Source organism: Pseudoponticoccus marisrubri (assembly GCF_001482405.1).
GTDB lineage: Bacteria > Pseudomonadota > Alphaproteobacteria > Rhodobacterales > Rhodobacteraceae > Pseudoponticoccus > Pseudoponticoccus marisrubri.
The window spans coordinates 352,285-373,155 of record NZ_LPXO01000003.1; the positions used below are offsets into that span (position 1 = coordinate 352,285).

General features: G+C 68.8%; 21 protein-coding genes. 8 read left to right on the top strand and 13 right to left on the bottom strand.

Features of this window, described 5'->3' with window-relative positions; translation table 11 throughout:
• Positions 1 to 12: 12 nt before the first annotated feature.
• Both AVJ23_RS07675 and AVJ23_RS07680 read left to right on the top strand, forming a co-directional pair.
• On the top strand, positions 13 to 348 hold the full coding sequence (locus tag AVJ23_RS07675; RefSeq protein WP_058861570.1) for a hypothetical protein: 336 nt from the start codon (positions 13 to 15) through the stop codon (positions 346 to 348).
• Complete coding sequence (locus AVJ23_RS07680) at positions 341 to 1,897, top strand: methyl-accepting chemotaxis protein (RefSeq protein WP_157772640.1); 1,557 nt, start codon at positions 341 to 343, stop codon at positions 1,895 to 1,897. Before AVJ23_RS07675 ends, AVJ23_RS07680 begins: the two co-directional genes overlap by 8 nt.
• Positions 1,898 to 1,904: 7 nt before the next feature.
• On the opposite strand, the gene AVJ23_RS07685 is transcribed toward AVJ23_RS07680, so the two are convergent.
• From AVJ23_RS07685 to AVJ23_RS07700, 4 genes are all read right to left on the bottom strand, one after another.
• A complete protein-coding gene (locus AVJ23_RS07685) occupies positions 1,905 to 3,113 on the bottom strand; it encodes a multidrug effflux MFS transporter (protein WP_058861572.1) in 1,209 nt (402 codons plus the stop codon).
• 75 nt (positions 3,114 to 3,188) lie between these two features.
• Positions 3,189 to 3,572, bottom strand: coding sequence for a potassium channel family protein (locus AVJ23_RS07690; RefSeq protein ID WP_058861573.1), 384 nt, complete (start codon positions 3,570 to 3,572; stop codon positions 3,189 to 3,191).
• Positions 3,569 to 4,216 carry a DsbA family oxidoreductase gene (locus AVJ23_RS07695; RefSeq protein ID WP_058861574.1) on the bottom strand — a complete coding sequence of 216 codons (648 nt, stop codon included), beginning with the start codon at positions 4,214 to 4,216 and terminating at the stop codon, positions 3,569 to 3,571. The genes AVJ23_RS07690 and AVJ23_RS07695 overlap by 4 nt, the downstream gene beginning before the upstream one ends.
• A 47-nt stretch (positions 4,217 to 4,263) precedes the next feature.
• On the bottom strand, positions 4,264 to 5,775 hold the full coding sequence (locus tag AVJ23_RS07700) for a class I adenylate-forming enzyme family protein (RefSeq protein ID WP_058861575.1): 1,512 nt from the start codon (positions 5,773 to 5,775) through the stop codon (positions 4,264 to 4,266).
• A gap of 66 nt (positions 5,776 to 5,841) precedes the next feature.
• Here AVJ23_RS07700 and AVJ23_RS07705 point away from each other — a divergent pair, with 66 nt between their 5' ends.
• On the top strand, positions 5,842 to 6,462 hold the full coding sequence (locus AVJ23_RS07705; protein ID WP_058861576.1) for a helix-turn-helix domain-containing protein: 621 nt from the start codon (positions 5,842 to 5,844) through the stop codon (positions 6,460 to 6,462).
• Positions 6,463 to 6,644: 182 nt separating this feature from the next.
• Here the strand turns inward: AVJ23_RS07705 and AVJ23_RS07710 are convergent, their stop codons facing one another.
• From AVJ23_RS07710 to AVJ23_RS07730, 5 genes are all read right to left on the bottom strand, one after another.
• Positions 6,645 to 7,937, bottom strand: a complete 1,293-nt coding sequence (locus AVJ23_RS07710) for a branched-chain amino acid ABC transporter permease (RefSeq protein ID WP_205626841.1) — start codon at positions 7,935 to 7,937, stop codon at positions 6,645 to 6,647.
• A complete protein-coding gene (locus AVJ23_RS07715) occupies positions 7,934 to 8,944 on the bottom strand; it encodes a branched-chain amino acid ABC transporter permease (protein ID WP_058861577.1) in 1,011 nt (336 codons plus the stop codon). Before AVJ23_RS07715 ends, AVJ23_RS07710 begins: the two co-directional genes overlap by 4 nt.
• Positions 8,945 to 9,070: 126 nt before the next feature.
• On the bottom strand, positions 9,071 to 9,904 hold the full coding sequence (locus AVJ23_RS07720; protein WP_084794367.1) for an ABC transporter ATP-binding protein: 834 nt from the start codon (positions 9,902 to 9,904) through the stop codon (positions 9,071 to 9,073).
• A 61-nt stretch (positions 9,905 to 9,965) separates the two neighbouring features.
• Positions 9,966 to 10,745, bottom strand: a complete 780-nt coding sequence (locus tag AVJ23_RS07725) for an ABC transporter ATP-binding protein (protein WP_058861578.1) — start codon at positions 10,743 to 10,745, stop codon at positions 9,966 to 9,968.
• Between the two features lie 94 nt (positions 10,746 to 10,839).
• Positions 10,840 to 12,033 carry an ABC transporter substrate-binding protein gene (locus tag AVJ23_RS07730; protein ID WP_058861579.1) on the bottom strand — a complete coding sequence of 398 codons (1,194 nt, stop codon included), beginning with the start codon at positions 12,031 to 12,033 and terminating at the stop codon, positions 10,840 to 10,842.
• 167 nt (positions 12,034 to 12,200) lie between these two features.
• Here AVJ23_RS07730 and AVJ23_RS07735 point away from each other — a divergent pair, with 167 nt between their 5' ends.
• Positions 12,201 to 13,316 (top strand): PQQ-dependent sugar dehydrogenase, encoded by a 1,116-nt coding sequence (locus tag AVJ23_RS07735; protein ID WP_084794369.1) that lies wholly within the window; start codon positions 12,201 to 12,203, stop codon positions 13,314 to 13,316.
• Positions 13,317 to 13,418: 102 nt separating this feature from the next.
• On the opposite strand, the gene AVJ23_RS07740 is transcribed toward AVJ23_RS07735, so the two are convergent.
• The gene (locus AVJ23_RS07740; protein WP_058861580.1) at positions 13,419 to 13,931 is read right to left on the bottom strand and encodes a GNAT family N-acetyltransferase; all 513 of its coding nucleotides are present in this window, start codon (positions 13,929 to 13,931) and stop codon (positions 13,419 to 13,421) included.
• Complete coding sequence (locus AVJ23_RS07745) at positions 13,928 to 14,938, bottom strand: GlxA family transcriptional regulator (RefSeq protein WP_058861581.1); 1,011 nt, start codon at positions 14,936 to 14,938, stop codon at positions 13,928 to 13,930. The genes AVJ23_RS07740 and AVJ23_RS07745 overlap by 4 nt, the downstream gene beginning before the upstream one ends.
• 189 nt (positions 14,939 to 15,127) lie before the next feature.
• Here AVJ23_RS07745 and AVJ23_RS07750 point away from each other — a divergent pair, with 189 nt between their 5' ends.
• Positions 15,128 to 16,498, top strand: coding sequence for a class II 3-deoxy-7-phosphoheptulonate synthase (locus AVJ23_RS07750; RefSeq protein WP_058861582.1), 1,371 nt, complete (start codon positions 15,128 to 15,130; stop codon positions 16,496 to 16,498).
• A 48-nt stretch (positions 16,499 to 16,546) separates the two neighbouring features.
• Here AVJ23_RS07750 and AVJ23_RS07755 read toward each other — a convergent pair whose 3' ends face one another.
• Together AVJ23_RS07755 and AVJ23_RS07760 are read right to left on the bottom strand one after the other, a co-directional pair.
• Entirely contained in the window at positions 16,547 to 17,758 is a 1,212-nt protein-coding gene (locus AVJ23_RS07755) for a sensor histidine kinase (protein ID WP_058861583.1), read from the bottom strand.
• 103 nt (positions 17,759 to 17,861) lie between these two features.
• Positions 17,862 to 18,554, bottom strand: a complete 693-nt coding sequence (locus tag AVJ23_RS07760; RefSeq protein ID WP_058861584.1) for a PAS domain-containing protein — start codon at positions 18,552 to 18,554, stop codon at positions 17,862 to 17,864.
• 210 nt (positions 18,555 to 18,764) lie between these two features.
• On the opposite strand from AVJ23_RS07760, the gene AVJ23_RS07765 reads away from it, so the two are divergent.
• The 3 genes from AVJ23_RS07765 to AVJ23_RS07775 are packed head-to-tail and all read left to right on the top strand — an operon-like array spanning position 18,765 to position 20,851.
• A complete protein-coding gene (locus AVJ23_RS07765; protein ID WP_058861585.1) occupies positions 18,765 to 19,655 on the top strand; it encodes a YicC/YloC family endoribonuclease in 891 nt (296 codons plus the stop codon).
• A 39-nt stretch (positions 19,656 to 19,694) separates the two neighbouring features.
• Positions 19,695 to 20,333, top strand: coding sequence for a guanylate kinase (gene gmk, locus AVJ23_RS07770; protein ID WP_099045484.1), 639 nt, complete (start codon positions 19,695 to 19,697; stop codon positions 20,331 to 20,333).
• Complete coding sequence (locus tag AVJ23_RS07775; protein WP_058861587.1) at positions 20,330 to 20,851, top strand: gamma carbonic anhydrase family protein; 522 nt, start codon at positions 20,330 to 20,332, stop codon at positions 20,849 to 20,851. The genes gmk and AVJ23_RS07775 overlap by 4 nt, the downstream gene beginning before the upstream one ends.
• Positions 20,852 to 20,871 lie beyond the last annotated feature (20 nt).

Sequence of the window (20,871 nt, forward strand, 5' to 3'; positions counted from 1 at the left end):
AGAGGTGCTGCCATGTCATTGTGCGTCAAGCATAGCGCGGCGGCAGCTCTGCTGCTGGTGGCGACCGGGCTGCCGATTATGGCGGCGGTCGTGCTGCCCTTGGCGGCCGCGCCCGTGCCGGGGCCGGGGGCGCCCGTGCTGGTGATCGCGCCGCCCTGGTCGATCGGCGCCGCGCAGATCGCGCGGAGCGCCGGGGGCCGCCCGATCGGGCCGACATGGGCGCCCATGGGGGCGCTGGCGGTCTTCGACGGCCCGGTGCCGACGCGCAGGATCCGGGACCTGGGGGGCTGGGGCGTGACCGATGGCGCGCGCCTCGCCCGGCTTTGCGGAGTGTGGGACGATGCCTGAGACGACGAACCCGAGACGCGACCACCGGGGCGATGCGCTGATCGCGCTTGTCTGCCTGTGCCTGCTGCCCGTGCCGCCGCTCAGCGCGTTCCTGGCCGGCACGCCGGTCTGGCCGGTGGCGCTGGGGGCGGCGCTGCTCTCGGGGCTGGCGCAGCTTGCGCGCCGGCTCGGCGGCCCGCTGCCGCGCTACGCGCTGGTCTCCTGCCTGATGGGGCAGGCCATGCTGCTGACCGCCGCCTTTTCCGGGCACCCTTGGCAGATCGACACGCATATGCTGTTCTTTGCCCTGCTCGCCATCGCCTCGGCCAGCGGTCACGTGGGGCTGGTGGCCTGGGCCTGTGCGCTGACCGCGCTGCACCACCTGGGCCTGACGCTGGCCCTGCCGGCGCTGGTCTACCCCTCGGCCGAGCTGATGCAGAATCTCGAACGGACCGCGCTGCACGGCATCATCGTGGTGATCGAGGGCGGGGTGCTGGCCGTGGCCATCGCGCAGCGCAACGCCATGACGGACGAGATCGCGCGCGCCCGCGACCGGATGGAGACCGAGCGCCAGATGGCCGCGGATGCGCAGTCCGAGGCCGAATCCTCGCGCGAACAGGCCCGCCGTGTCATCGCCGATTTCCGCAGCGCGCTGGCCCGGCTGGCGGCGCGCGACCTGACCTGCGCCATGCAGGACCCGCTGCCCGCGCAATACGAGATCCTGCGCACCGATTTCAACGAGGCCGTCGCCACCCTTCGCGCCGCCTTTGCAAAGGCTGATGACGTGGCCGACAGTTTCTCGGACGATGCGCAGGCGCTGGCCGGCTCAATGTCCGCGCTCTCGACCGAGGCCGGCGAACAGGTCGGCCGCCTGTCCAACATCAACGACACGACCGGCGCGCTGCTCGAGATGGTGCAGGACACCGCGCGCCAGGCCACCAGCGCGGCGCAAAGCGCGGGCGAGGCGCGCGACAGCGCGCTGGAGGGCGGCGAGGTCACCCAGCAGGCCATCCGCGCCATGCAGGCGATCGAGCATTCCTCGCGCGAGATATCCAAGATCGTCGACCTGATCGATGATGTCTCGTTCCAGACCAACCTGCTGGCGCTCAATGCCGGGGTCGAGGCGGCACGCGCCGGCTCCTCCGGCAAGGGCTTCGCCGTCGTCGCCTCCGAGGTGCGGGGCCTCGCGCAAAGCACCTCCGAGGCGGCGAACGGCATCAAGAAGCTGATCGCCGACAGCTCGGACCAGGTGGCCGCCGGGGCGGATCTGGTCAACGCGGTGGGCGGGCGGCTGGACAGCATCGTGGCCCAGATCTCGCGCACCAATGACATGAACGACCTGATCGCCGGGAAGAACCGCCAGCTTTCGGGCGATCTCGACCAGTTGCAGGGGCTCGTGACCGAGGCCGACCGGCACACCCGCAAGGTGGCCGGGCTGGCCGACACGCTGGCCGGCACCAGCCGCCGGATGACCATGGCCTCGACACAGCTGTCTTCGGAGATGGCGGCCTTCACCCTGGCTGACACGAATGCCGCCCCGGTACAGGCGGACCGTGCTGCTGATGGCTGAGCGGCGCTCAGGCGGGCAGGGCAGCCTCGATCCGGGTCATCAGTCGCATCAGCGCCACGCCGATCACGGTGAAGACGAAGACCGCAATGGCCAGCGGCACCGGCGTGCCGTCAAAGGCCAGCCCCACCGGCGCGGCCAGAAGCACCGCGATGATCGTCGCCACGCTGCCCGTGATCGAGGCCGCCATGCCGGCGATATGGCCCATCGGCTCCATCGCGATGGCGTTGAGATTGCCCAGGATCATGCCGGCCTGGAAGAACAGCGTCGTCTGCCAGGCCACGAAGACGAGGAACAGCGCCGTGCCCTCCAGCGGGGTCTGCAACACGACCAGCATCGCGCCACTCAGCACGACCTGCGCGCTCAGCATGGCCGAGACCAGCCGCCGCATGCCCAGCTGCATGACCAGCCGCGCGTTCAGGTAGCTGGCCGACATGGCCACGATGGCGATCGCCCCGAACCACAGCGGAAAGCTGTCCGCCCGCCCGAAGGTCACGTCATAGATCGGCTGGATGGTCGAGATCGTGGCAAAGAGCATGCCGAAGGCCAGCCCCTGCACCAGGATCGCGAGCCGCACGGTCGGGTGTCCGGCCATCTCGCGGATCGCCTCCCACAGCGTGCGCAGCTGCAGCGGGCGGCGATGGGCCGGGTCCAGCGTTTCGGGCACGCGCAGCATCAGCCAGAGCGCCGAGAGGGCGGAGAAGAGTGCGAAGGCCCAGAACACCGCCTGCCAGCCCGAGACATGGATCAGCACCGCGCCCAGCGACGGCGCGATGGCCGGGATCAGCGTGAAGACCATCATGACAAAGGACATGATCCGCGCCATCCCGCGCCCGGCATGGCGGTCGCGCACGATGGCCAGCGCCACGACCCGCGGCCCGGCGGCGCCCAGCCCCTGCAGGAAGCGCGCGCCCAGCAGCATGTCGAGATCGGCGGCCTGCGTCGCCGCCAGCGCCGCGGCGATATAGACGCCGGCCGCGACCAGCACCACGGGCTTGCGCCCGAACGCGTCGGACAGCGGCCCGGTGAAGAGCGTCCCGATCCCCATGCCCAGCACGAAACTGGTCACCACCAGCTGCGCGTCATTGGGCGCGTCGGGGCTCAGCTCGGCGGCCAGTTGCGGCAGCGCGGGCAGCATCGCGTCGATCGAGAAGGCGATCGTGGCAACAAGCATCGCGATCACGGCGATGAATTCGGGGGTCGACGGGTTACGGGACATGCACACTCCACGGCTCAGGCCTGCGACCTAGCACCGCGTTTCCGTGTTGGCCAGCAGGTTTCCGAACCGAACCGTTCAGTTCCTGCTGTCGCCGCGCGGGCCCGGCCGGGCCGGCGTGTCGGGCGCGTCATCCGCGTTGGCGGGCGGCGCCTCCTTGTGGCCCAGCCGCGCGATCAGCCACTCGGTATGCTCCTCGCGCTTGCGCATGGCAAACAGGCCGAACTGCTGCACGGCAACGGCGAAGATGCCCAGCCCGATCAGGATGAAGACGGTCGTGCCAATACGCCCCGCCGGGGTCATCGGCACCAGCTCGCCATAACCCACGGTGGACAGGGTCACCACCGTGAAGAAATAGGCGTCCAGCCAGGACCAGCCCTCGACATAGCGGAAGAACACGGTGCCCGAGGCGATCAGCACCGCCAGCGTGCCCAGCAGGGTCGCCAGTCGCAGCCGGTTCATGACCCGGCCGGATCGGCCCCGGCGCGCAGCTCCGCGATGACCTTCGCCCAGAGCTCGGGCGGCTGCGCGCCCGGCACCGCGTGCTGCCCGGCGACGATGAAGGTCGGCACCGAGGTGATGCCCATGCCGCGCGCCGCCGCGTCGCGCTCGACGATCTCGCGGCGGTCCTCCTCGGTGGCCAGAAGGCGCAGCACCATGCTGGCATCCATGCCGGCCGTATCGGCCACGTCGGCCAGAACCTCATGACTGCCGATATCGCGGCCATCGACGAAATAGGCGCGGAACAGGCCGGAGACGATCGCCGTCTGGCGCCCCTCAATCTCGCCCCAGTGGATCAGCCGATGCGCATCCACGGTGGAGGGCGTGCGCCGGATGCGGTCGAGGTTCAGCTCCAGCCCGGCCGCCTCGCCATGGTCGACCACGGGGCGATAGGCCTCGAGAGCGCCGGAAGTACCGCCGAACTTGTCCTCGAGATAGCGGCGCCGGTCCATGCCCTCGGCCGGCATGGCAGGGTTGAGCATGAAGGGCAGCCAGCGCACCCGGAACGGGTGGTCGGGATGGGCCTCGAGCGCCCGGTCAAGGTAGGACTTGCCGATATAGCACCAGGGGCAGATCGGGTCGGAAAAGATGTCAAGCTGGATCATGGCGGTCTCCTATCATCCGCGCGGGCGATTGCGACCGTGACGCAGGGTCACGCCGGAACGTGGTCGCGCAGCCCGGCACGCAGCAGCTTGCCGTTGGGATTGCGGGGCAGGGTGTCGACGCGGATATAGACGCGCGGGCACTTGTAGCGCGCGAGCCGTTGCGCGGCCTCGGCGCTCAGCGCCACGGTGTCCAGCTCCGCCGCGGCGGTGTAGAAGGCGGCGATGACACGCACGCCCTCCTTGATGGCGATGTCCGTGACGGCCAGCTCGGTCACGCCGGGCAGGTCGGCCAGCGCGGCCTCGACCTCGAGCGGCGAGACCCGGTAGCCGCCGGCATTCATCATGTCGTCATCGCGGCCCAGATAGGTGACCTGGCCATCGGGCTCCATCCGCGCGCGGTCGCCGGTCAGGAACCAGTCGCCGCGGTACTTCTGGGCCGTGGCCTCGGGCGCGCCGCGATAGCCCAGCATCAGGCCCGGATCGTCCCGGTGCACGGCAATCACGCCCTCGTCCCCGCGCGCCACCGGCCGGCCGCCGGTGTCGACCAGCGCAATCCGCCGCCCCGGCTGCGGCCGGCCCAACGTCTCGGGCCGGGCCGGCGCGTCGGGCGCGGCCGAGATGAAGGTCGAGCATTCCGACAGGCCATAGGCCTCGTGTACCGGCGTTCCGGTGGCGGCCTCCCATGCGGCGCGGATCGAAGGCGACAGTTTTTCGCCCGCGGCCAGACCGTGGCGCAGCCGCGGCATGGGCGGGACCGGGAATTTCAGCACCTGCCGGTAGACACCGGGCGCCGCGGCAAAGAGCGTGGCGTCATTGCGCTTCATCAGCAGCGGCAGCTGCGCCGGATCGGTCCCGGCCTCCGGTATCAGCGCCGTGGCGCCCCGCGTCCAGGGATCCATCAGCCCGGTGCCCAGCGTGAAGGTCCAGTTGAAGGCGCCGGCATGCAGCAGCCGGTCGTCCTCTGTCAGCCCGTACCAACCCTGCATCATCATCTGACGTGCCCAGATGGCGCGATGCGCATGCATCACCGCCCGTGGCGTGCCGGAGGTGCCCGAGGTGTAGACGATATAGGCCAGCCGGTCGGGATCCCCCATGGCAAACTCGGCCGGCGGCAGGTCGCGCCAGGAAGTGTAAGTATCGGGTCCGAAGACCGGCAGATCGGTCTCGGGACAGGCCACGCCGGGCGCCTGCAGGATGGCGCGCGGGGCCAGATCGTCGATCATCGCCGCCACTTCGCGCGCGGTCAGCTGCGAGGAGGTCGGCACCGGCACGATACCGGCCGCGATGGCACCCAGGTAGGCGATCGGGAAATCGACCGAGTTGCCCAGCCGCATCAGCAGGATATCCCCCGGCCCAAGCCCGGCCTGCAACAGCCCCGTCGCCGTGCCCCGGACCGCCGCGATCAACCGACCATAGGACCAGCGCTGCGCGCCGGTCGGCCGCAAGACGGCCAGCGCGATCTTGTCCGGCATCTGCGCCCCCGCCGCCAGCACATGGGCGGCCAGGTTGAACGGGGCGGGGCAGGGCGCGAAGGCGCCATCGTCATGGACCGAAAGCATGCCCCCGGATTAGGATGGCCGGGCGAAGCTTGCAAGCGGCGGGGGCCGGGCCTATAGCAGAACCCCATGACGCGCGACCCGAAATCCCTGATCCGCATTGCTCGCGAAAGCGGCGAAGACAGCGTGGCCGAGCCGCTCGATCTGGGCCAGCGGGTGCGCGAGCTGCGCAAGGAGCGCAACTGGACGCTGGAACAGGCCGCACGGCAGGCCGGGCTCGCACGCTCCACCCTGTCCAAGATCGAGAACGGCCAGATGTCGCCCACCTACGAGGCGCTGAAGAAGCTGGCCGTGGGGCTCGAGATCTCGGTGCCGCAGCTCTTCACGCCGCCCCGGGCGGAAAAGGTCAACGGCCGCATGGTGGTCACCCTCTCGGGCGAGGGGCAGAGCCACGCCACCGCCACCTACGAGCATGCGCTTCTGGCCGAGACGCTGACCCGCAAGAAGATGCTGCCCTACCGCGCCCGTGTCCGCGCCCGCGACATGGCGGAGTTCGACGGCTGGGTGCGCCATGACGGCGAGGAATTCCTCTATGTGCTGACCGGGGTGATCCGCCTCTACACCGAGTTCTATGAACCGGTCGAGATGAAGCGCGGCGACAGCGCCTATTACGATGCCACGATGGGGCATAACGTGGTCTCGGTCTCCCCCGAGGATGCCACCATCCTCTGGGTCACCTCGCTGGCCTGAACATCCCGTCCGTTCCTGCGTTCTAGGGGCTTCGCCCCCGGCGCTGCGCGCCTCCCCCGAGTATTTGTCGGAAAGATGAAAGACAACCGGCTTCCGCGTCTTTCATCTTTCCCGAAATACTCGGGGGTGAGCCGCGGATGCGGCGAGGGGGCAACGCCCCCTTCATCCTTTCCCCTTGGCCCTTAGCGTTCCGGCAGCAATCCGCGCGGGCTGAAGCGCAGCACGCAGAGCAGCACCACCCCCATGGTCAGCAGCCGCATGTGCTGCACGCTGTCCAGCAGGTGCGCCTTGACGGCCGAGCCCTCGGGCAGGGCGCTGGTCGCCCAGATCATGAATTGCGGCCCCACGGTTTCCACCTGCACCCAGAGGAACCAGATCAGGAAGCCGCCCAGCACCGCGCCCAGGTTGTTGCCCGAGCCGCCCACGATCACCATCACCCAGATCAGGAAGGTGTAGCGCAGCGGCTGGTAGCTGGTCGGCGTGATCAGCCCGTCCAGCGTGGTCATCATGGCCCCGGCTATCCCGCAGATGGCCGAGCCCAGCACGAAGACCTGCAGATGGCGATAGGTGACGTTCTTGCCCATGGCCCGGGCCGAGGTCTCGTTGTCGCGGATGGCGCGCATCATGCGGCCCCAGGGCGAGTTCAGCGCCAGCTGCGCCAGCACCAGCAGGATGACCAGCACCGCCGCGAAGAGCAGCGAGTAGCCCAGCTTGACATAAAGCGTCGAGGCGGTGGTGGGATCCAGCCCCCAGCTGGCCGCCCGCTCGATGAAGCCGGGATCCTGCTGCAGGTCGATCTCGTAAGGCACCGGGCGGGGCAGGCCGGTCACGTTCTTCACCCCGCGCGACATCCACTCCTCGTTCTTCAGGATGGCGATGATGATCTCGGAAATGCCCAGCGTCGCGATGGCGAGGTAGTCCGAGCGCAGACCCAGCGCCGTCTTGCCGATGATCCAGGCCGCGCCCGCGGCCAGCAGCCCGCCCACCGGCCAGGACAGGATCACCGGCAGGCCCAGCCCGCCGAGAAAGCCGGTGCCGGCCGGATTGACCGCCTCGATCGCATCCACGGCCGGGTCACGCACGAGGCGGTAGATCACAAAGCCCGCCACGAACCAGGCCGCGATGAGCCAGCGATTGACCCCGCGCGACCAGAGCTTGACCGTGGCCACGATCACCCCGGCGCCGATCACCAGCGCGCCGATGGCGCGGAAGCCGCCCGCGGCCCAGGCCTCGCCCACCGGCGCGACCGAGGTCAGCACCACGGCAAGGCCACCCAGCGCCACGAACCCCATGACACCGACATTGAACAGCCCCGCGATCCCCCATTGCAGGTTCACGCCCAGCGACATCACCGCGCTGACGAGCCCCATGTTCAGGATAACCAGCGCAAGGTCCCAGCTCTGCAGGAAGCCGGTCATCAGGATGAGCAACGCCACGAGGGCGAAGAGCGAAATCGTGCGCACAGGCTGGTTCATACCGATTTCCCCCGGAACAGGCCCGTCGGGCGGAACAGAAGCACCGCGACGAGGATGATGAAGCTGACCGCGAACTTGTACTCGGTCGCCAGCAGCTGGACGAGCCCCGAGGGCTCGAGGCTTTCGGGCAGCAGGTAGCCCAGCACCTTCTTCCAGGCATAGGTGATGCCCACCTCGGAGAAGGCGATGACGAAGCCGCCCGCGATCGCCCCCAGCGGCGAGCCGAGCCCGCCCACGATGGCCGAGGCGAAGATCGGCAGCAGCAGCTGGAAATAGGTGAAGGGCTTGTAGCTCTTGTCGAGGCCATACAGCGTGCCGGCCACGGTGATCAGCGCCGCCACGATCAGCCAGGTCACCATGACCACACGCTCGGGGTTGATGCCCGAGAGCAGCGCCAGGTCCTCGTTGTCGGAATAAGCGCGCATGGACTTGCCCGTGCGCGTGCTGTTGAGGAACCAGAACAGCACCGCCACCACGATCACCGCAGTGATCACCGTGATGCCCTGCGTGGTCTTGATGCCCAGCCCCTCGGACAGGCCCGTCAGCTCGCGGAACTCGCGCACGTTGATGATGAAGCGCTCGCCATCGGCAAAGCGCTGGTCATCCGCCCCCAGCACGAAGCGCGTCAGCCCGTTATAGATGAACATCACCCCGATCGAGACGATCACGAAGACCACCGGCTTGGCCTTCTGCGCCCGGTAGAACCGGTAGACCACGCGGTCGGTGGCCAGCACCAGCACCGCCGTGGCCGCGATGCCGAAGGGAATGGCCAGGAGCGCCGTGGGCAGCGGGCCCAGGCTGATGCCCCAGGACTGGAACAGCCAGGTGAACAGGATCACCGTCATCGTGCCGAAGGCCATCGTGTCGCCATGGGCGAAGTTGGAAAACCGCAGGATGCCGTAGATCAGCGTCACCCCCAGCGCGCCCAAGGCCAGCTGCGAGCCATAGGCCACCGCCGGGATCAGGACGAAATTGCTGAGCGCGACCAGCGCGTTGAGAAAGTCCATGCGAGTGTCACCTCACTGATGTCTGCGGACCGTTTGCCGGCCCTTGTCGGTGGTGCGGGCGCGTCCCTCCGCGGCCCGGCCCGGGTGGGGAAACGCGACGGGGCGGCCCGGGGGCCGCCCGCCCGCTCACCCGCCCAGAAAGCTCTTGCGCACTTCCGGATCGGCCAGAAGCTCCTTGCCCGTGCCGGTATAGGCGTTGCGCCCCTGGACCAGCACATAGCCCTTGTCGGCAATGGCCAGCGCCTGCCGCGCGTTCTGCTCGACCATCAGGATCGAGATGCCGGTGCGCGCCACCTCGATGATCCGGTCGAACAGCTCGTCCATGACGATGGGGCTCACGCCCGCGGTCGGCTCGTCCAGCATCAGCACCTTGGGCTGGGTCATCAGCGCGCGGCCCACGGCGACCTGCTGGCGTTGCCCGCCGGACAGCTCGCCCGCCGGCTGGCGCCGCTTCTCGCGCAGGATCGGGAACAGCTCGTAGACCTGCTCCATGGTGGACGAGAAATCGTCCGTCCGGATGAAGGCCCCCATCTCGAGGTTCTCCTCGACCGTCATCGAGGTGAAGATGTTCGAGGTCTGCGGCACGAAACCCATGCCCTGGGCCACCCGGTCCTGCGGGGTCAGCTCGGTGATGTCCTGCCCGTCCAGCTTCACGTGACCCTGGCGCAGCGTCAGCATGCCGAACACCGCCTTCATGCCGGTGGACTTGCCGGCGCCGTTGGGCCCGACAATGACCGCGATCTCGCCGCGGTCGACGGCAATGGTGCAGTCATGCAGGATGTCGGGCCCGTTGCGCCCGTAGCCGCCGGTCATGTTCTCGCCGATCAGGAAGGGCCCGCCCGGGTCGGGATGGATCGGCCCGCTGCGCCGGGTCGTGTCCACCGTGCCCTCGCCGCCGCGCCGCGTGATCGAGGCATCCTTGTTGCCGCGGTCGTCCCGGTAGGGGTTGCTGCCGCTCATGCCGCCCCCCGTCTTTCATCTTTCCGAAAATACTCCCGCCGGAGGCGTCCGGTCCTCGCCGTCATGCCAGCGCCTCCTTGTTCTTGAGCCCGGTGCCGAGATAGGCCTCGATCACCGCCTCGTTGGCCTTGATCTCGTCCAGCGTGCCCTCGGCCAGCTTCTTGCCCTCGGCCATGACGATGACCGGGTCGCAGATGCGGCCGATGAAATCCATGTCATGCTCGATCACGCAGAAGGTATAGCCGCGCTCGGCATTCAGCCGCACGATCGTGTCGGCGATGGTGTTCAGCAGCGTGCGGTTCACGCCGGCGCCAACCTCGTCGAGGAACACGATCTTGGCATCCACCATCATGGTGCGGCCAAGCTCCAGCAGCTTCTTCTGACCGCCCGAGATCGCGCCGGCCGGGTGATCGGCCAGGTGCGAGATGGTCAGGAACTCAAGCACCTCGTCGGCCTTGGCGGCCAGCGCGCGCTCTTCCTCGGCGATGCGCTTGCGCCCCACCCAGGTGTTCCAGAGCCGCTCGCCCGACTGCCCGCCTGGCACCATCATCAGGTTCTCGCGGCAGGTCATCGAACTGAATTCATGCGCGATCTGGAAGGTGCGCAGCAGCCCCTTGTGGAACAGCTCGTGCGGGGGCAGGCCGGTGATGTCCTCGCCATCCATGATGACCGTGCCGCTGGTCGGTTCCAGCGCGCCCGCGATCACGTTGAACAGCGTCGTCTTGCCCGCGCCGTTCGGTCCCACCAGGCCGGTGATCGAGCCCTTGGCGATCTCCAGACTGGCGCCGTCGACGGCCCGGAAGGCACCGAAATGCCGGTGCAGATTTTCCACCCTGATCAAGGATACGCTCCCTGTGGCGGCGGTCGAACTCCGCCGTCCAAGTTATTGAAACAGCCCGGAAACCGGGTTCCGGGCTGTTCGGTTTGACGGGGAATTACTTGAATTCCACGGTTTCCGCGGCGCCGTCCTTGATCATGTAGTGACGGTAGCTGCCGGCCGCTTCGCCCGGGCCGATCAGCTCGACACCCGAGGCGCCGACATAATCGATCTCGCCGCCATCGGCCAGAATCTCCAGCGCCTTGCCCAGCTCGCCCGGCAGGATCGGCTCGCCCGGTGCGTTGGCCACGCTCATCAGGTTGGCGGCCACGGCATCCGAGCTCGCCTCGCCACCGGCCATCATCGCCAGCGCGATCAGCGCCGCGGCGTCGTAGGATTCGCGCGTGTAGGAGCTCGACGCGTCGACGCCGGCCTCGGTGGCCACGGTGTCGAATGCCTCGGCGCCGTCGCCCTGCGCCCAGGGCGAGGTCCCGATGGAGCCTTCCAGCGCCTCGGCCTGTTCCTGGAACAGCGTGTCGCCATACATGCCGTCGCCCATGACATACATGTCGAAGGCGCCGGTGTCGTAGGAGGCCTGGATCATGCCCTTGCCGCCCTGGTCGGTATAGCCGAACACCATCAGCGCCTCGCCGCCGGCCGAGGCCAGCGCGCCGACTTCGGCCGAGTAATCCGCCTTGCCGTCGTCATGCGGCGCCGAGAGGGTGACGGTGCCGCCCATTTCCTCGAAGCTCTGCGCGAAGGCATCGGCCAGGCCCTTGCCGTAGTCGTTGTTGGTGTAGGTCACCGCGACCTCGGAGACGCCCTTCTCGTTCAGGATCTCGGCGATCACGGCGCCTTGGCGGGCATCCGACGGGGCGGTGCGGAAGAACAGGCCGTTGTCCTCGGCGGTCGAAAGCGCCGGCGAGGTGGCCGAGGGCGACACCATCGGGATACCGTTCGGCACGGCCACGTTGGACAGGACCGCGCCGGTCACGCCCGAGCAGTCGGCGCCCATGATGGCGACCACGCCTTCCGAAACCAGGCGTTCGGCGGCGGCGGTCGCGGCCGAGGCGTCGATGCAGGTGCTGTCGGCGCGTGCCGGGGCCAGCATCACGCCGTCCAGGAAGTTGCCGGACTCGTTGATCTCGCTGATCGCCAGCTCGGCACTGTCGGCCATGGCCGGGGTGATGGATTCGATCGGCCCGGTGAAGCCCAGGATGATGCCGATCTTGGCTTCGCTTGCGTGGCCGGCGGCAAAGGCGGCGCCCGCGGTCAGGGCGGTGGCGGCGCTGGCCAGTAGCAGTTTTTTCATTATCAATCTCCCTTGTTGGATCTTGCGTCCGGAGCGGAGGGTAGGCGGCAGATGCGGAAAAGAAAAGACCCATTCACCCGAGCGGGCAGAGGTGGCCGCCTTGCCTTACGCTACGTTGCCCCCACATGCACAGCAGGTGAGCAGGCTGTGTTGGACAGGAGAAGGCGATGACGAACCACCGTTTGGGGCTTTGCGCCGGGCTGGCGCTTCTGGCGATGCCGTTGCAGGTCGCAGCGCTCGAGACAGCGGCCGGCGAGATGCGCGCGACCGAGGTGGTGCGCGGGCTGGACACGCCCTGGGCGTTCGATTTCCTGCCCGACGGCACGATCCTCGTGACCGAGCGGGGCGGGCGGCTGCTGGCGCTCGGCGCGGGCGCCGCGCCGGTCGAGCTGTCGGGCCTGCCGCGGATCCGCGTGGACGGGCAGGGCGGTCTGCTGGACATCATGGTGCCGCGCGATTTCGACCAGTCGCGCGAGCTGTTCTTCACCTATGCCAAGCGGCAGGGCCTGCGCGGCTCCGGCACCGCGGTCTACCGGGCCGAGCTGTCCGAGGATGGCACACGGCTGCAGAACGGCAGGACGATCTTCGAGATCGCCCGCGGCACCGGGGGCGGTTTCCATTTCGGCGCCCGGCTGGTCGAGGCGCGGGACGGCACGCTGTTCGTGACGATCGGTGACCGGGGCGACGCGCCCAAGGCACAGGACCTGTCGATGCATAACGGCTCCGTCCTGCGGATCACGCGCGATGGCGACGCGCTGTCGGACAACCCCTTTGTCGGGCAGGACGGCGCCCGGCCCGAGATCTGGTCCTACGGGCATCGTAACGCGCAAGGCGCCGCACTGGACCCGCAAGGCAGGCTCTGGGTGGCCGAACATGGCGCGCGCGGCGGCGACGAGGTCAACCTGGTGGAGCGCGGCGTGAATTACGGCTGGCCGGTGATCTCCTACGGGGTGAATTACGACGGCTCCAAGATCGGCGAAGGCACCGCGCGGGACGGCATGGCCCAGCCGGTGCATTACTGGGATCCCTCCATCGCGCCCTCGGGCATGGCCTTCTATACCGGCGCGGTTGTGCCGGACTGGCAGGGGGATGCTTTCGTGGGGTCGTTGAAATTCGACTACATTTCACGGCTTTCGGGCGATCCCCTGCGCGAGGTCGAACGGATCGAGGGCCCCGAGACGCAGCGCGTGCGCGACGTGATGCAGGGTCCGGACGGGGCGCTGTGGTTCCTCAGCGTCGGGCAGGGGGCGCTCTACCGGCTGGCCCCCGCGACAGACGGCTGATCGGCGCGCAAGCCGTTTCGAAACGGCTTGTTTCAAGCGGCTTGCAAGCCGCTTCTCACGCGATTTGCAAATCGCGTCCGGAAAGGCCCTTCGAAGGGCCTTTCACCCCGCTGCACCCCCGGGCCGTGGCAGCGCGTAATAGGCCGTGTCGCAGATCTCGATCCCGCCATAGTCGAAATTCTGTTCGACCAGGGCGCGGCGGGTGAAGCCGAGCGACTCCAGCAGCCGCGCCGAGCCGATATTGCGCGGGTCGATCTCGGCGGTCAGTTCCGGCGCCTCGGGAAAGCGGGCAAAGGCGGCCTCGACCAGCGCCGCCACCGCCTCGCGGCCAAACCCCCGGCCCCAGAAATCGGGGCGCAGGATGTATCCGATCTCGTAGCGCTTCCACATCCCCGCCCGGCCGATCAGCACCCCCTCGTGCTCCACCGCGAATTCCAGGTGCGCCTCCGGAGCGTCGCAGCGATAGGCCGCCAGCAGCCGGCGCGTGGTGTCGAGATCGTCCCAGGCCGGGCGGTCCCAGTGCCGCATGGCCCTCGGGTCGGAAAAGATCGCGTGCAGCGCCTCGAGATCGCTGTCCCGGAACGGGCGCAGCCGCAGGCGGGCGGTCTCGATCATACCGACAGGCGCGTCGCGTGGGCGCCGCGCTCGCGATAGGGGGTCGTCTCGTAATGTGCGCGGTAGCACTTGGAGAAATGCGACGGGCTGGCAAAGCCGCAAGCCAGCGCGACGTTGATCACGCTCATGTCGGTCTGCATCAGCAGGTTGCGCGCCTTTTGCAGGCGCAGCTCCATGTAGTAGCGCTTGGGCGAGCGGTTGAGGTAGCGCCGGAACAGCCGCTCCAGCTGCCGCGTCGACATGCCCACCTCTGAGGCCAGGACCGAGGGGCTGATCGGCTCCTCGATATTGGCCTCCATCATCTGGATCACCTGGCTCAGCTTGGGGTGGCGCACGCCGATGCGGGTCGGCACCGACAGGCGCTGGGTATCCTGGTCGGTGCGGATGGACGAATAGATCTGCTGGTCGGCCACCGAGCTGGCCAGCTCCTCGCCGAAGGCATCGGCGATGACCTGCAGGAACAGGTCGATCGACGAGGTCCCGCCCGCCGTGGTCATCCGGTTGCCGTCCAGCGTGAAGACCGACTTGGTCAGCACCACGTCGGGGAATTCCTCGGAAAAGCTGTCCTGGTTCTCCCAGTGGATCGTGGCGCGCTTGCCGTCCAGCAGCCCGGCCTTGGCCATGGTATAGGCCGCCGTGCACAGCCCCGCGATGGTCACGCCCTTGCGAGCCTCGCGCCGCAGCCAGCTGAGCAGCCGCTTGTTCGAGGCCGCCTGCACCTCGGCCCCGCCGCACAGCACGACCGTGTCGTCGCGGTGCAGCTCATCCAGATCGCCATCCAGCACGAAGGTCGTGCCCGTGGAACAGGAGGTCTGCCCGCCACCCTCGCCGATCAGACGCCACTCGAACAGCGCCTTGCCCGACATGCGGTTGGCCAGCCGCAGGCAATCCACCGCCGCGGCAAAGGAGAGCAGCGTGAACTGGTCCAGCAGGACGAAGACGAAGCGGCGCGGCTTGGCCGGCGCGTTGTCGATCTCGACGGGTTGGCGTTTGGCGGCTGGGAGCATCTGGCGGCGTCCTTCTGGCGAGCAGGCGGGCCGGGCGGGTGCGGGTCTCGCGGCGGCCTGGTCGGAAACAGGGCAGATCCGCGCGAAAGCGTCAAGACATGCCGCGAAAAACGTGTCTGGTCTGCGGGCGCCCGCTTGGCTATACCGCGCAGGTGTTAACGCTCACCGATGCAAGACCGGAGTAGACAGATGACCGACTGGCAGAAATCGAACTGGCGCAACAAGCCGCGGGTTCAGATGCCGGATTATACGGACGCGGCGGCGCTGAACGCGGTCGAGGCGCAGCTGGCCAAGTATCCGCCGCTGGTCTTCGCCGGCGAGGCGCGGACGCTGAAATCCGAGCTGGGCGCCGCGGGCCGCGGCGAGGCCTTCCTGCTGCAGGGCGGCGACTGCGCCGAAAGCTTCGAGCAGTTCTCGGCCGACGGGATCCGCGACACCTTCAAGGTGATGCTGCAGATGGCCATGGTGCTGACCTATGGCGCCAAGGTCCCGGTGGTGAAGGTGGGTCGCATGGCCGGCCAGTTCGCCAAGCCGCGCAGCGCGCCGACCGAGGTCAAGGATGGCGTCGAGCTGCCCAGCTATCGCGGCGACATCATCAACGAGCTCGATTTCTCGCCCGAGGCGCGCATCCCCGACCCGCGCAAGATGCTGCAGGCCTACACGCAGGCGGCGGCCACGCTGAACCTGCTGCGCGCCTTCTCGACCGGGGGTTATGCCGACGTGCACCAGGTCCACGCCTGGACGCTGGGCTTCACCGAGGCTGACGAGGCCGCCAAGTATCGCGAGATGGCGGGCCGGATTTCGGACACGCTGGACTTCATCCGCGCCGCGGGCGTCTCAAACGACCAGGCCCATACGCTGCAGACGGTCGAGTTCTACACCAGCCACGAGGCGCTGCTGCTGGAATACGAAGAGGCGCTCTGCCGCCGCGATTCGACCTCGGGCAAGTGGCTGGCCGGCTCGGGCCACATGATCTGGATCGGCGACCGCACGCGGCAGCCTGACGGCGCGCATGTGGAGTTCGCCCGCGGCGTGCTGAACCCGGTCGGGCTGAAATGCGGCCCCACCACCACGGCCGAGGATCTCAAGGTCCTGATGTCCAAGCTGAACCCCGAGAACGAGGCCGGCAAGCTGACCCTGATCGCGCGCTTCGGGGCCGGCAAGGTGGCCGAGCATCTGCCGCGCCTGATCAAGGCAGTGCAGGAAGAGGGCGCCACCGTGACCTGGGTCTGCGACCCGATGCATGGCAACACGATCAAGTCGGCCTCGGGCTACAAGACCCGGCCCTTCGACAGCGTGCTGCGCGAGGTGCGCGAGTTCTTCGCCGTGCACGAGGCCGAGGGCACGATCCCCGGCGGCGTGCATTTCGAGATGACCGGGCTGGACGTGACCGAATGCACCGGCGGCGTGCGCGATGTCACCGACGAGAACCTGTCGGACCGCTACCACACCGCCTGCGACCCGCGCCTGAACGCGTCGCAATCGCTGGAGCTGGCCTTCCTCGTCGCCGAGGAGCTGACGGCGCGCCGCCAGAAGGCGGCCGAGGTCGCGACTGCGTGAACTTTTGCGCCCCGGCGGCCTGACGCTGCCGGGGCGTGCTTTCATGGCTCAGCCTTGGGCGTGGGCCGTGCTGCTCGGCCTGTCCGCCTTGGCCTGTCGCATGTTTGCGGGTTTCGGCCAGGTGACATGCACCGCCGTGCCGCGCCCCTCCGAATGCAGCCAGACCTGCCCGCCGGTCAGCCGCACCTGCCGCTCCACCATCGTCAGACCCAGCCCCGAGCCCGGCACCGCGTCCTGGCTGAACAACCGCGCAAACGGGTCGAAGACGCGTGTCTGATGGCGTGGGGCGATGCCCGGCCCGTCATCGCGCACGGTGATCTGCCAGGCCTCGCCCCTGTCGTCCAGCGCCAGCCCAACGGTTCCGACATCGCGGTCGTGAAAGGTCAGCGCGTTGTCCACTAGCCGGCGCAGCACCTCCGTCAAGGGCCCTGACGGCAGCGCGGCCGCCTTGAAGGCGGCATCGGCGTGCAGCGACAGGCCGGGTCGCGGGCCTGTCTGCGCACGCAGCGCGGCCAGCATTTCCTGCCCGGTGATCCGCCCTGGCGCCTCGGCCCCGGTATCGAGGCAGCAACAGGCCAGCAGGTCGTCGACAAGGCGGTGCAGGCGCGCCGTGCGGCTCAGCATCTGGTCGATATGCGCGCGGGTCTCGTCGCAGAGCACGGGCTCCAGATCCTCGGACAGCCAGACCGCCGCATTAGCGATGGCGCGCAGCGGGCTGCGCAGGTCATGTGCGGCGGCATGGGCAAAGCGGTGCAGCTCTGCCCGGGACCGCGCCTGCGCGGCGCGCAAATCGGCGCTGTCCTGCTCGGCCAGCATGCGGCGCAGGATCTCCGAGGCGCAGCGGGCCAGCGCCCTGATCAGGTCGCGCTCCGTCTCGGTCCACCGGCGCGGCGCATCATGCCAGACGCAGAAGCTGCCGATGGGCGTGCCATCGGGCAGCTCCACGGCCCCGCCGAGGCAGGTGACGGCGCCGAGAGCGGCCAGCCCATCGGCCGGCGAAACCTCCTCGACGATCGCCACCAGCCCGTCTTGTCGCGCCAGACGCGGCCAGAGCCGCGCATCTGTGTAGCTGGCAAGAGCCCCGGCGGCAGACCGTTCAGGCGCATACAGGCTCTTGATCACGTGCCGGGCGGTCGCGGCGTCGTGGAACGAGACCAGCGCGCCGGGCGCCGCGCATTGCGTCGCGGCCAGCCGTGTCAGGCTGTCGAAGGCCGCATCCGGGCGGCCATCCAGCAGCCCGAGGGCGTGCAAATCGTGCATCGGGGGATCCTCCGGTCGTCTCTGCCGGAGAAGGGTAGACGGATCAACGACCCGATGTGTTAACGCCGGGCCGGTTCCTCACCGCAAGATCCGTCGCATTGTCTCAATCGTCGTTCGACACGACCAGCCGCAGGTGCCGCCGGGTCGGCGTGTCGGGACGTGCGCGACGTCGGAACGGCGCCTGCCCCTCGGCAAAGCCCGTGGCGCGCGGCGCGGGGGCCGACACGGGCGGCGCGGCCAGCACGCCGGGGCGCAGCGCGGGCGTGATCTCGACATCGTGGATCACGAAGCGGCGCGGCGCGCGCCCGATGCGGCCATGGCTGACCAGCGCGCCGAGGCCCCGGGACAGGTCGCCGAAATCCGAGGCCAGCGGCATCAGCAGCATCGTCGCCTCCAGCCCCGGTTTGCCGAAGCCGCCCTCGGCGCGCAGCTCCAGCCGCAGGATCGCCGGGTCGGCAAAGAGATGCGTGACCGCCTGCCCGAAGCGCGTGCGCTCGGCCGGGACGATCAGGCTGGCCAGCGGCATGCCCGCCACGTTCATCCCCATCAGGTCCGACAGGTGGCTGCCCGCGACACGGATCTTGGCCATCGAGGGCGCGATCCGTTCCAGCAGGAAGGCGTTCTCCAGCGCATCCTCGATGCCGCGCGGGTCGACCGCGCTGCGGGCCGGCACCTGTCCCTCGGCGCAAAGCCCGTGCCAATAGGCCTCGACCTGTCTCAGCGGCGCCTCGCGCCGTGCCCGTTCGCGATCCATCATCGACACCACGTGGTCATCCCTGTCACCCTTGCCCGACATGTCCGTTCCTTCCGGTTGGCAGCTGATCGGGCCCCTTCCGAGACAGGCTGCTTAAACTTTATTGCTAAATTGTTACTAACAGAAATCATCCCGGTTATCGCCACAAATGTAACCGAAGGGTTAACGCCGGCGCGGCCCGGGCGCCGCCGGCATCGGCTTGCCATGGCCCCGGCAAGCCGGTACCTCCGGCCGGGAAACGGGAGTGTGTGCATGCGGCAATCTATGACGGGCTTCGCCAGCGGGCAGGGCGAGGGGGCAGGTCACGCCTGGACCTGGGAGCTGCGCGGCGTGAACGGCAAGGGGCTCGACCTGCGCCTGCGCCTGCCCGACTGGATCGAGGGGCTGGACCCGGCCGTGCGCGCCGCCGCGCAGAAGGTGCTGGGGCGCGGCAATATCCAGATCGCGCTGCGCATCGCGCCCGCGGGCGAGACGGGCGGGCTGCATCTCGACCGGGCGCAGATGGGCGCGATCCTGGCTGCCATGACCGAGATCGAGGCCGAGGCCATGGCGCTCGGCCTGTCGCTGGCGCCCTCGACCGCGGCCGAGATCGTCGGCCAGCGGGGCGTGCTGAGCGCCGAGCCGGCCGAGACCGACATGGCGGCGCTGCGCGCCGCGCTGCTGGCCGATTTCGACAGCGTGCTGGCCGCCTTCACCGAGATGCGCCGCAGCGAGGGCGCCGCTCTGACGGCCGTGCTGGCGCGCCAGCTGGACGAGATCGCGGCGATGGTCGACGCGGCCGAGGCCGCCGCGCGGGCCCGCGCCCCGCAGCAGGCCGAGCGGCTGCGCGCGCAGCTGGCCCGGGTGATGGAGGGCGCCGAGGGGGCCGATCCGACCCGCGTCGCGCAGGAACTGGCGCTGATCGCGGTCAAATCCGACGTCACCGAAGAGATCGACCGCCTGCGCGCCCATGTGGAGGCCGCGCGGACCCTGCTGCAAAGCGACGGGCCGGTGGGGCGCAAGCTCGATTTCCTGATGCAGGAATTCAACCGGGAGGCGAACACCCTCTGCTCGAAATCCGGCGATGCCGGGCTGACCCAGACCGGGCTGACGCTGAAGACGGTGATCGACCAGATGCGCGAGCAGGTCCAGAATGTGGAGTGAGCCCGGCATGCGCCGCAGAACGGAGACAGACCCATGGCAATGATCCGGCGCGGCCTGCTGATCATCCTCTCCTCGCCCTCGGGGGCCGGCAAGTCGACCCTGTCGCGGCGGCTGCTGGACTGGGACCCGACGCTCAGCTTCTCGGTCTCGGCCACGACGCGCGCGCCGCGCCCGGGCGAGGTGGACGGCACGCATTACCACTTTCTCAGCACCGAAACCTTCCGCCGCGAGGTGTCGCAGAGCGGCATGCTGGAGCACGCGCATGTCTTCGGCAATTTCTACGGCTCGCCGCGCGCGCCGGTCGAGGCGGCGATCTCGGAGGGGCGCGACGTGCTGTTCGACATCGACTGGCAGGGCGCGCAGCAGATCGTGAACTCGGCGCTGGGGCCGCACACGCTGTCGATCTTCATCCTGCCCCCCTCGATCGCCGAGCTGCGCCGCCGGCTGATCAGCCGCGGGCAGGACGCGCCCGAGGTGATCGCCAAGCGGATGCAGAAAAGCTGGGACGAGATCAGCCACTGGGGCAGCTACGATTACGTGCTGGTCAATGACGATCTGGACAAGACCTTCGCGGAGCTTCAGACAATCGTCTCGGCCACCCGGCTGCGCCGGCTGCAACAACCCGGGCTGGTCGACCATGTGCGCCGGCTGCAAACCGAATTCGAGGAGCTCTCATGACCCTGTATGCCCTGGACGGCGTCGCGCCGCGGATCGCCGAAAGCGCCTGGGTGGCACCGGATGCCAACCTGATCGGCAAGGTGGTGCTGGAGGATTCCTCCAGCGTCTGGTTCGGCTGCACCATGCGCGGCGACAACGAGGAGATCCGCGTCGGCGGCGGCGCCAACGTGCAGGAGAACGTGGTCTGCCATACCGACATGGGCTATCCGCTGGTGATCGGGCCGGGCTGCACGATCGGTCACAAGGCGATGCTGCATGGCTGCACCATCGGGGCGAACTCGCTGGTGGGCATGGGTGCCACGATCCTGAACGGTGCGAAGATCGGCGAGAACTGCCTGATCGGCGCCGGTGCGCTGGTGGCCGAGGGCAAGGAGATCCCCGACGGCTCGCTGGTGATGGGCATGCCGGGCAAGATCATCCGCCAGCTGGATGCCGAGGCCATCGAAGGGCTGCGCCAGTCCGCGCTGCACTACCAGGAAAAGGCGGCGCTGTTCGCCCGTACGCTGGAGGCGCTCTAGATAGGTCTCAACCGGGCGCG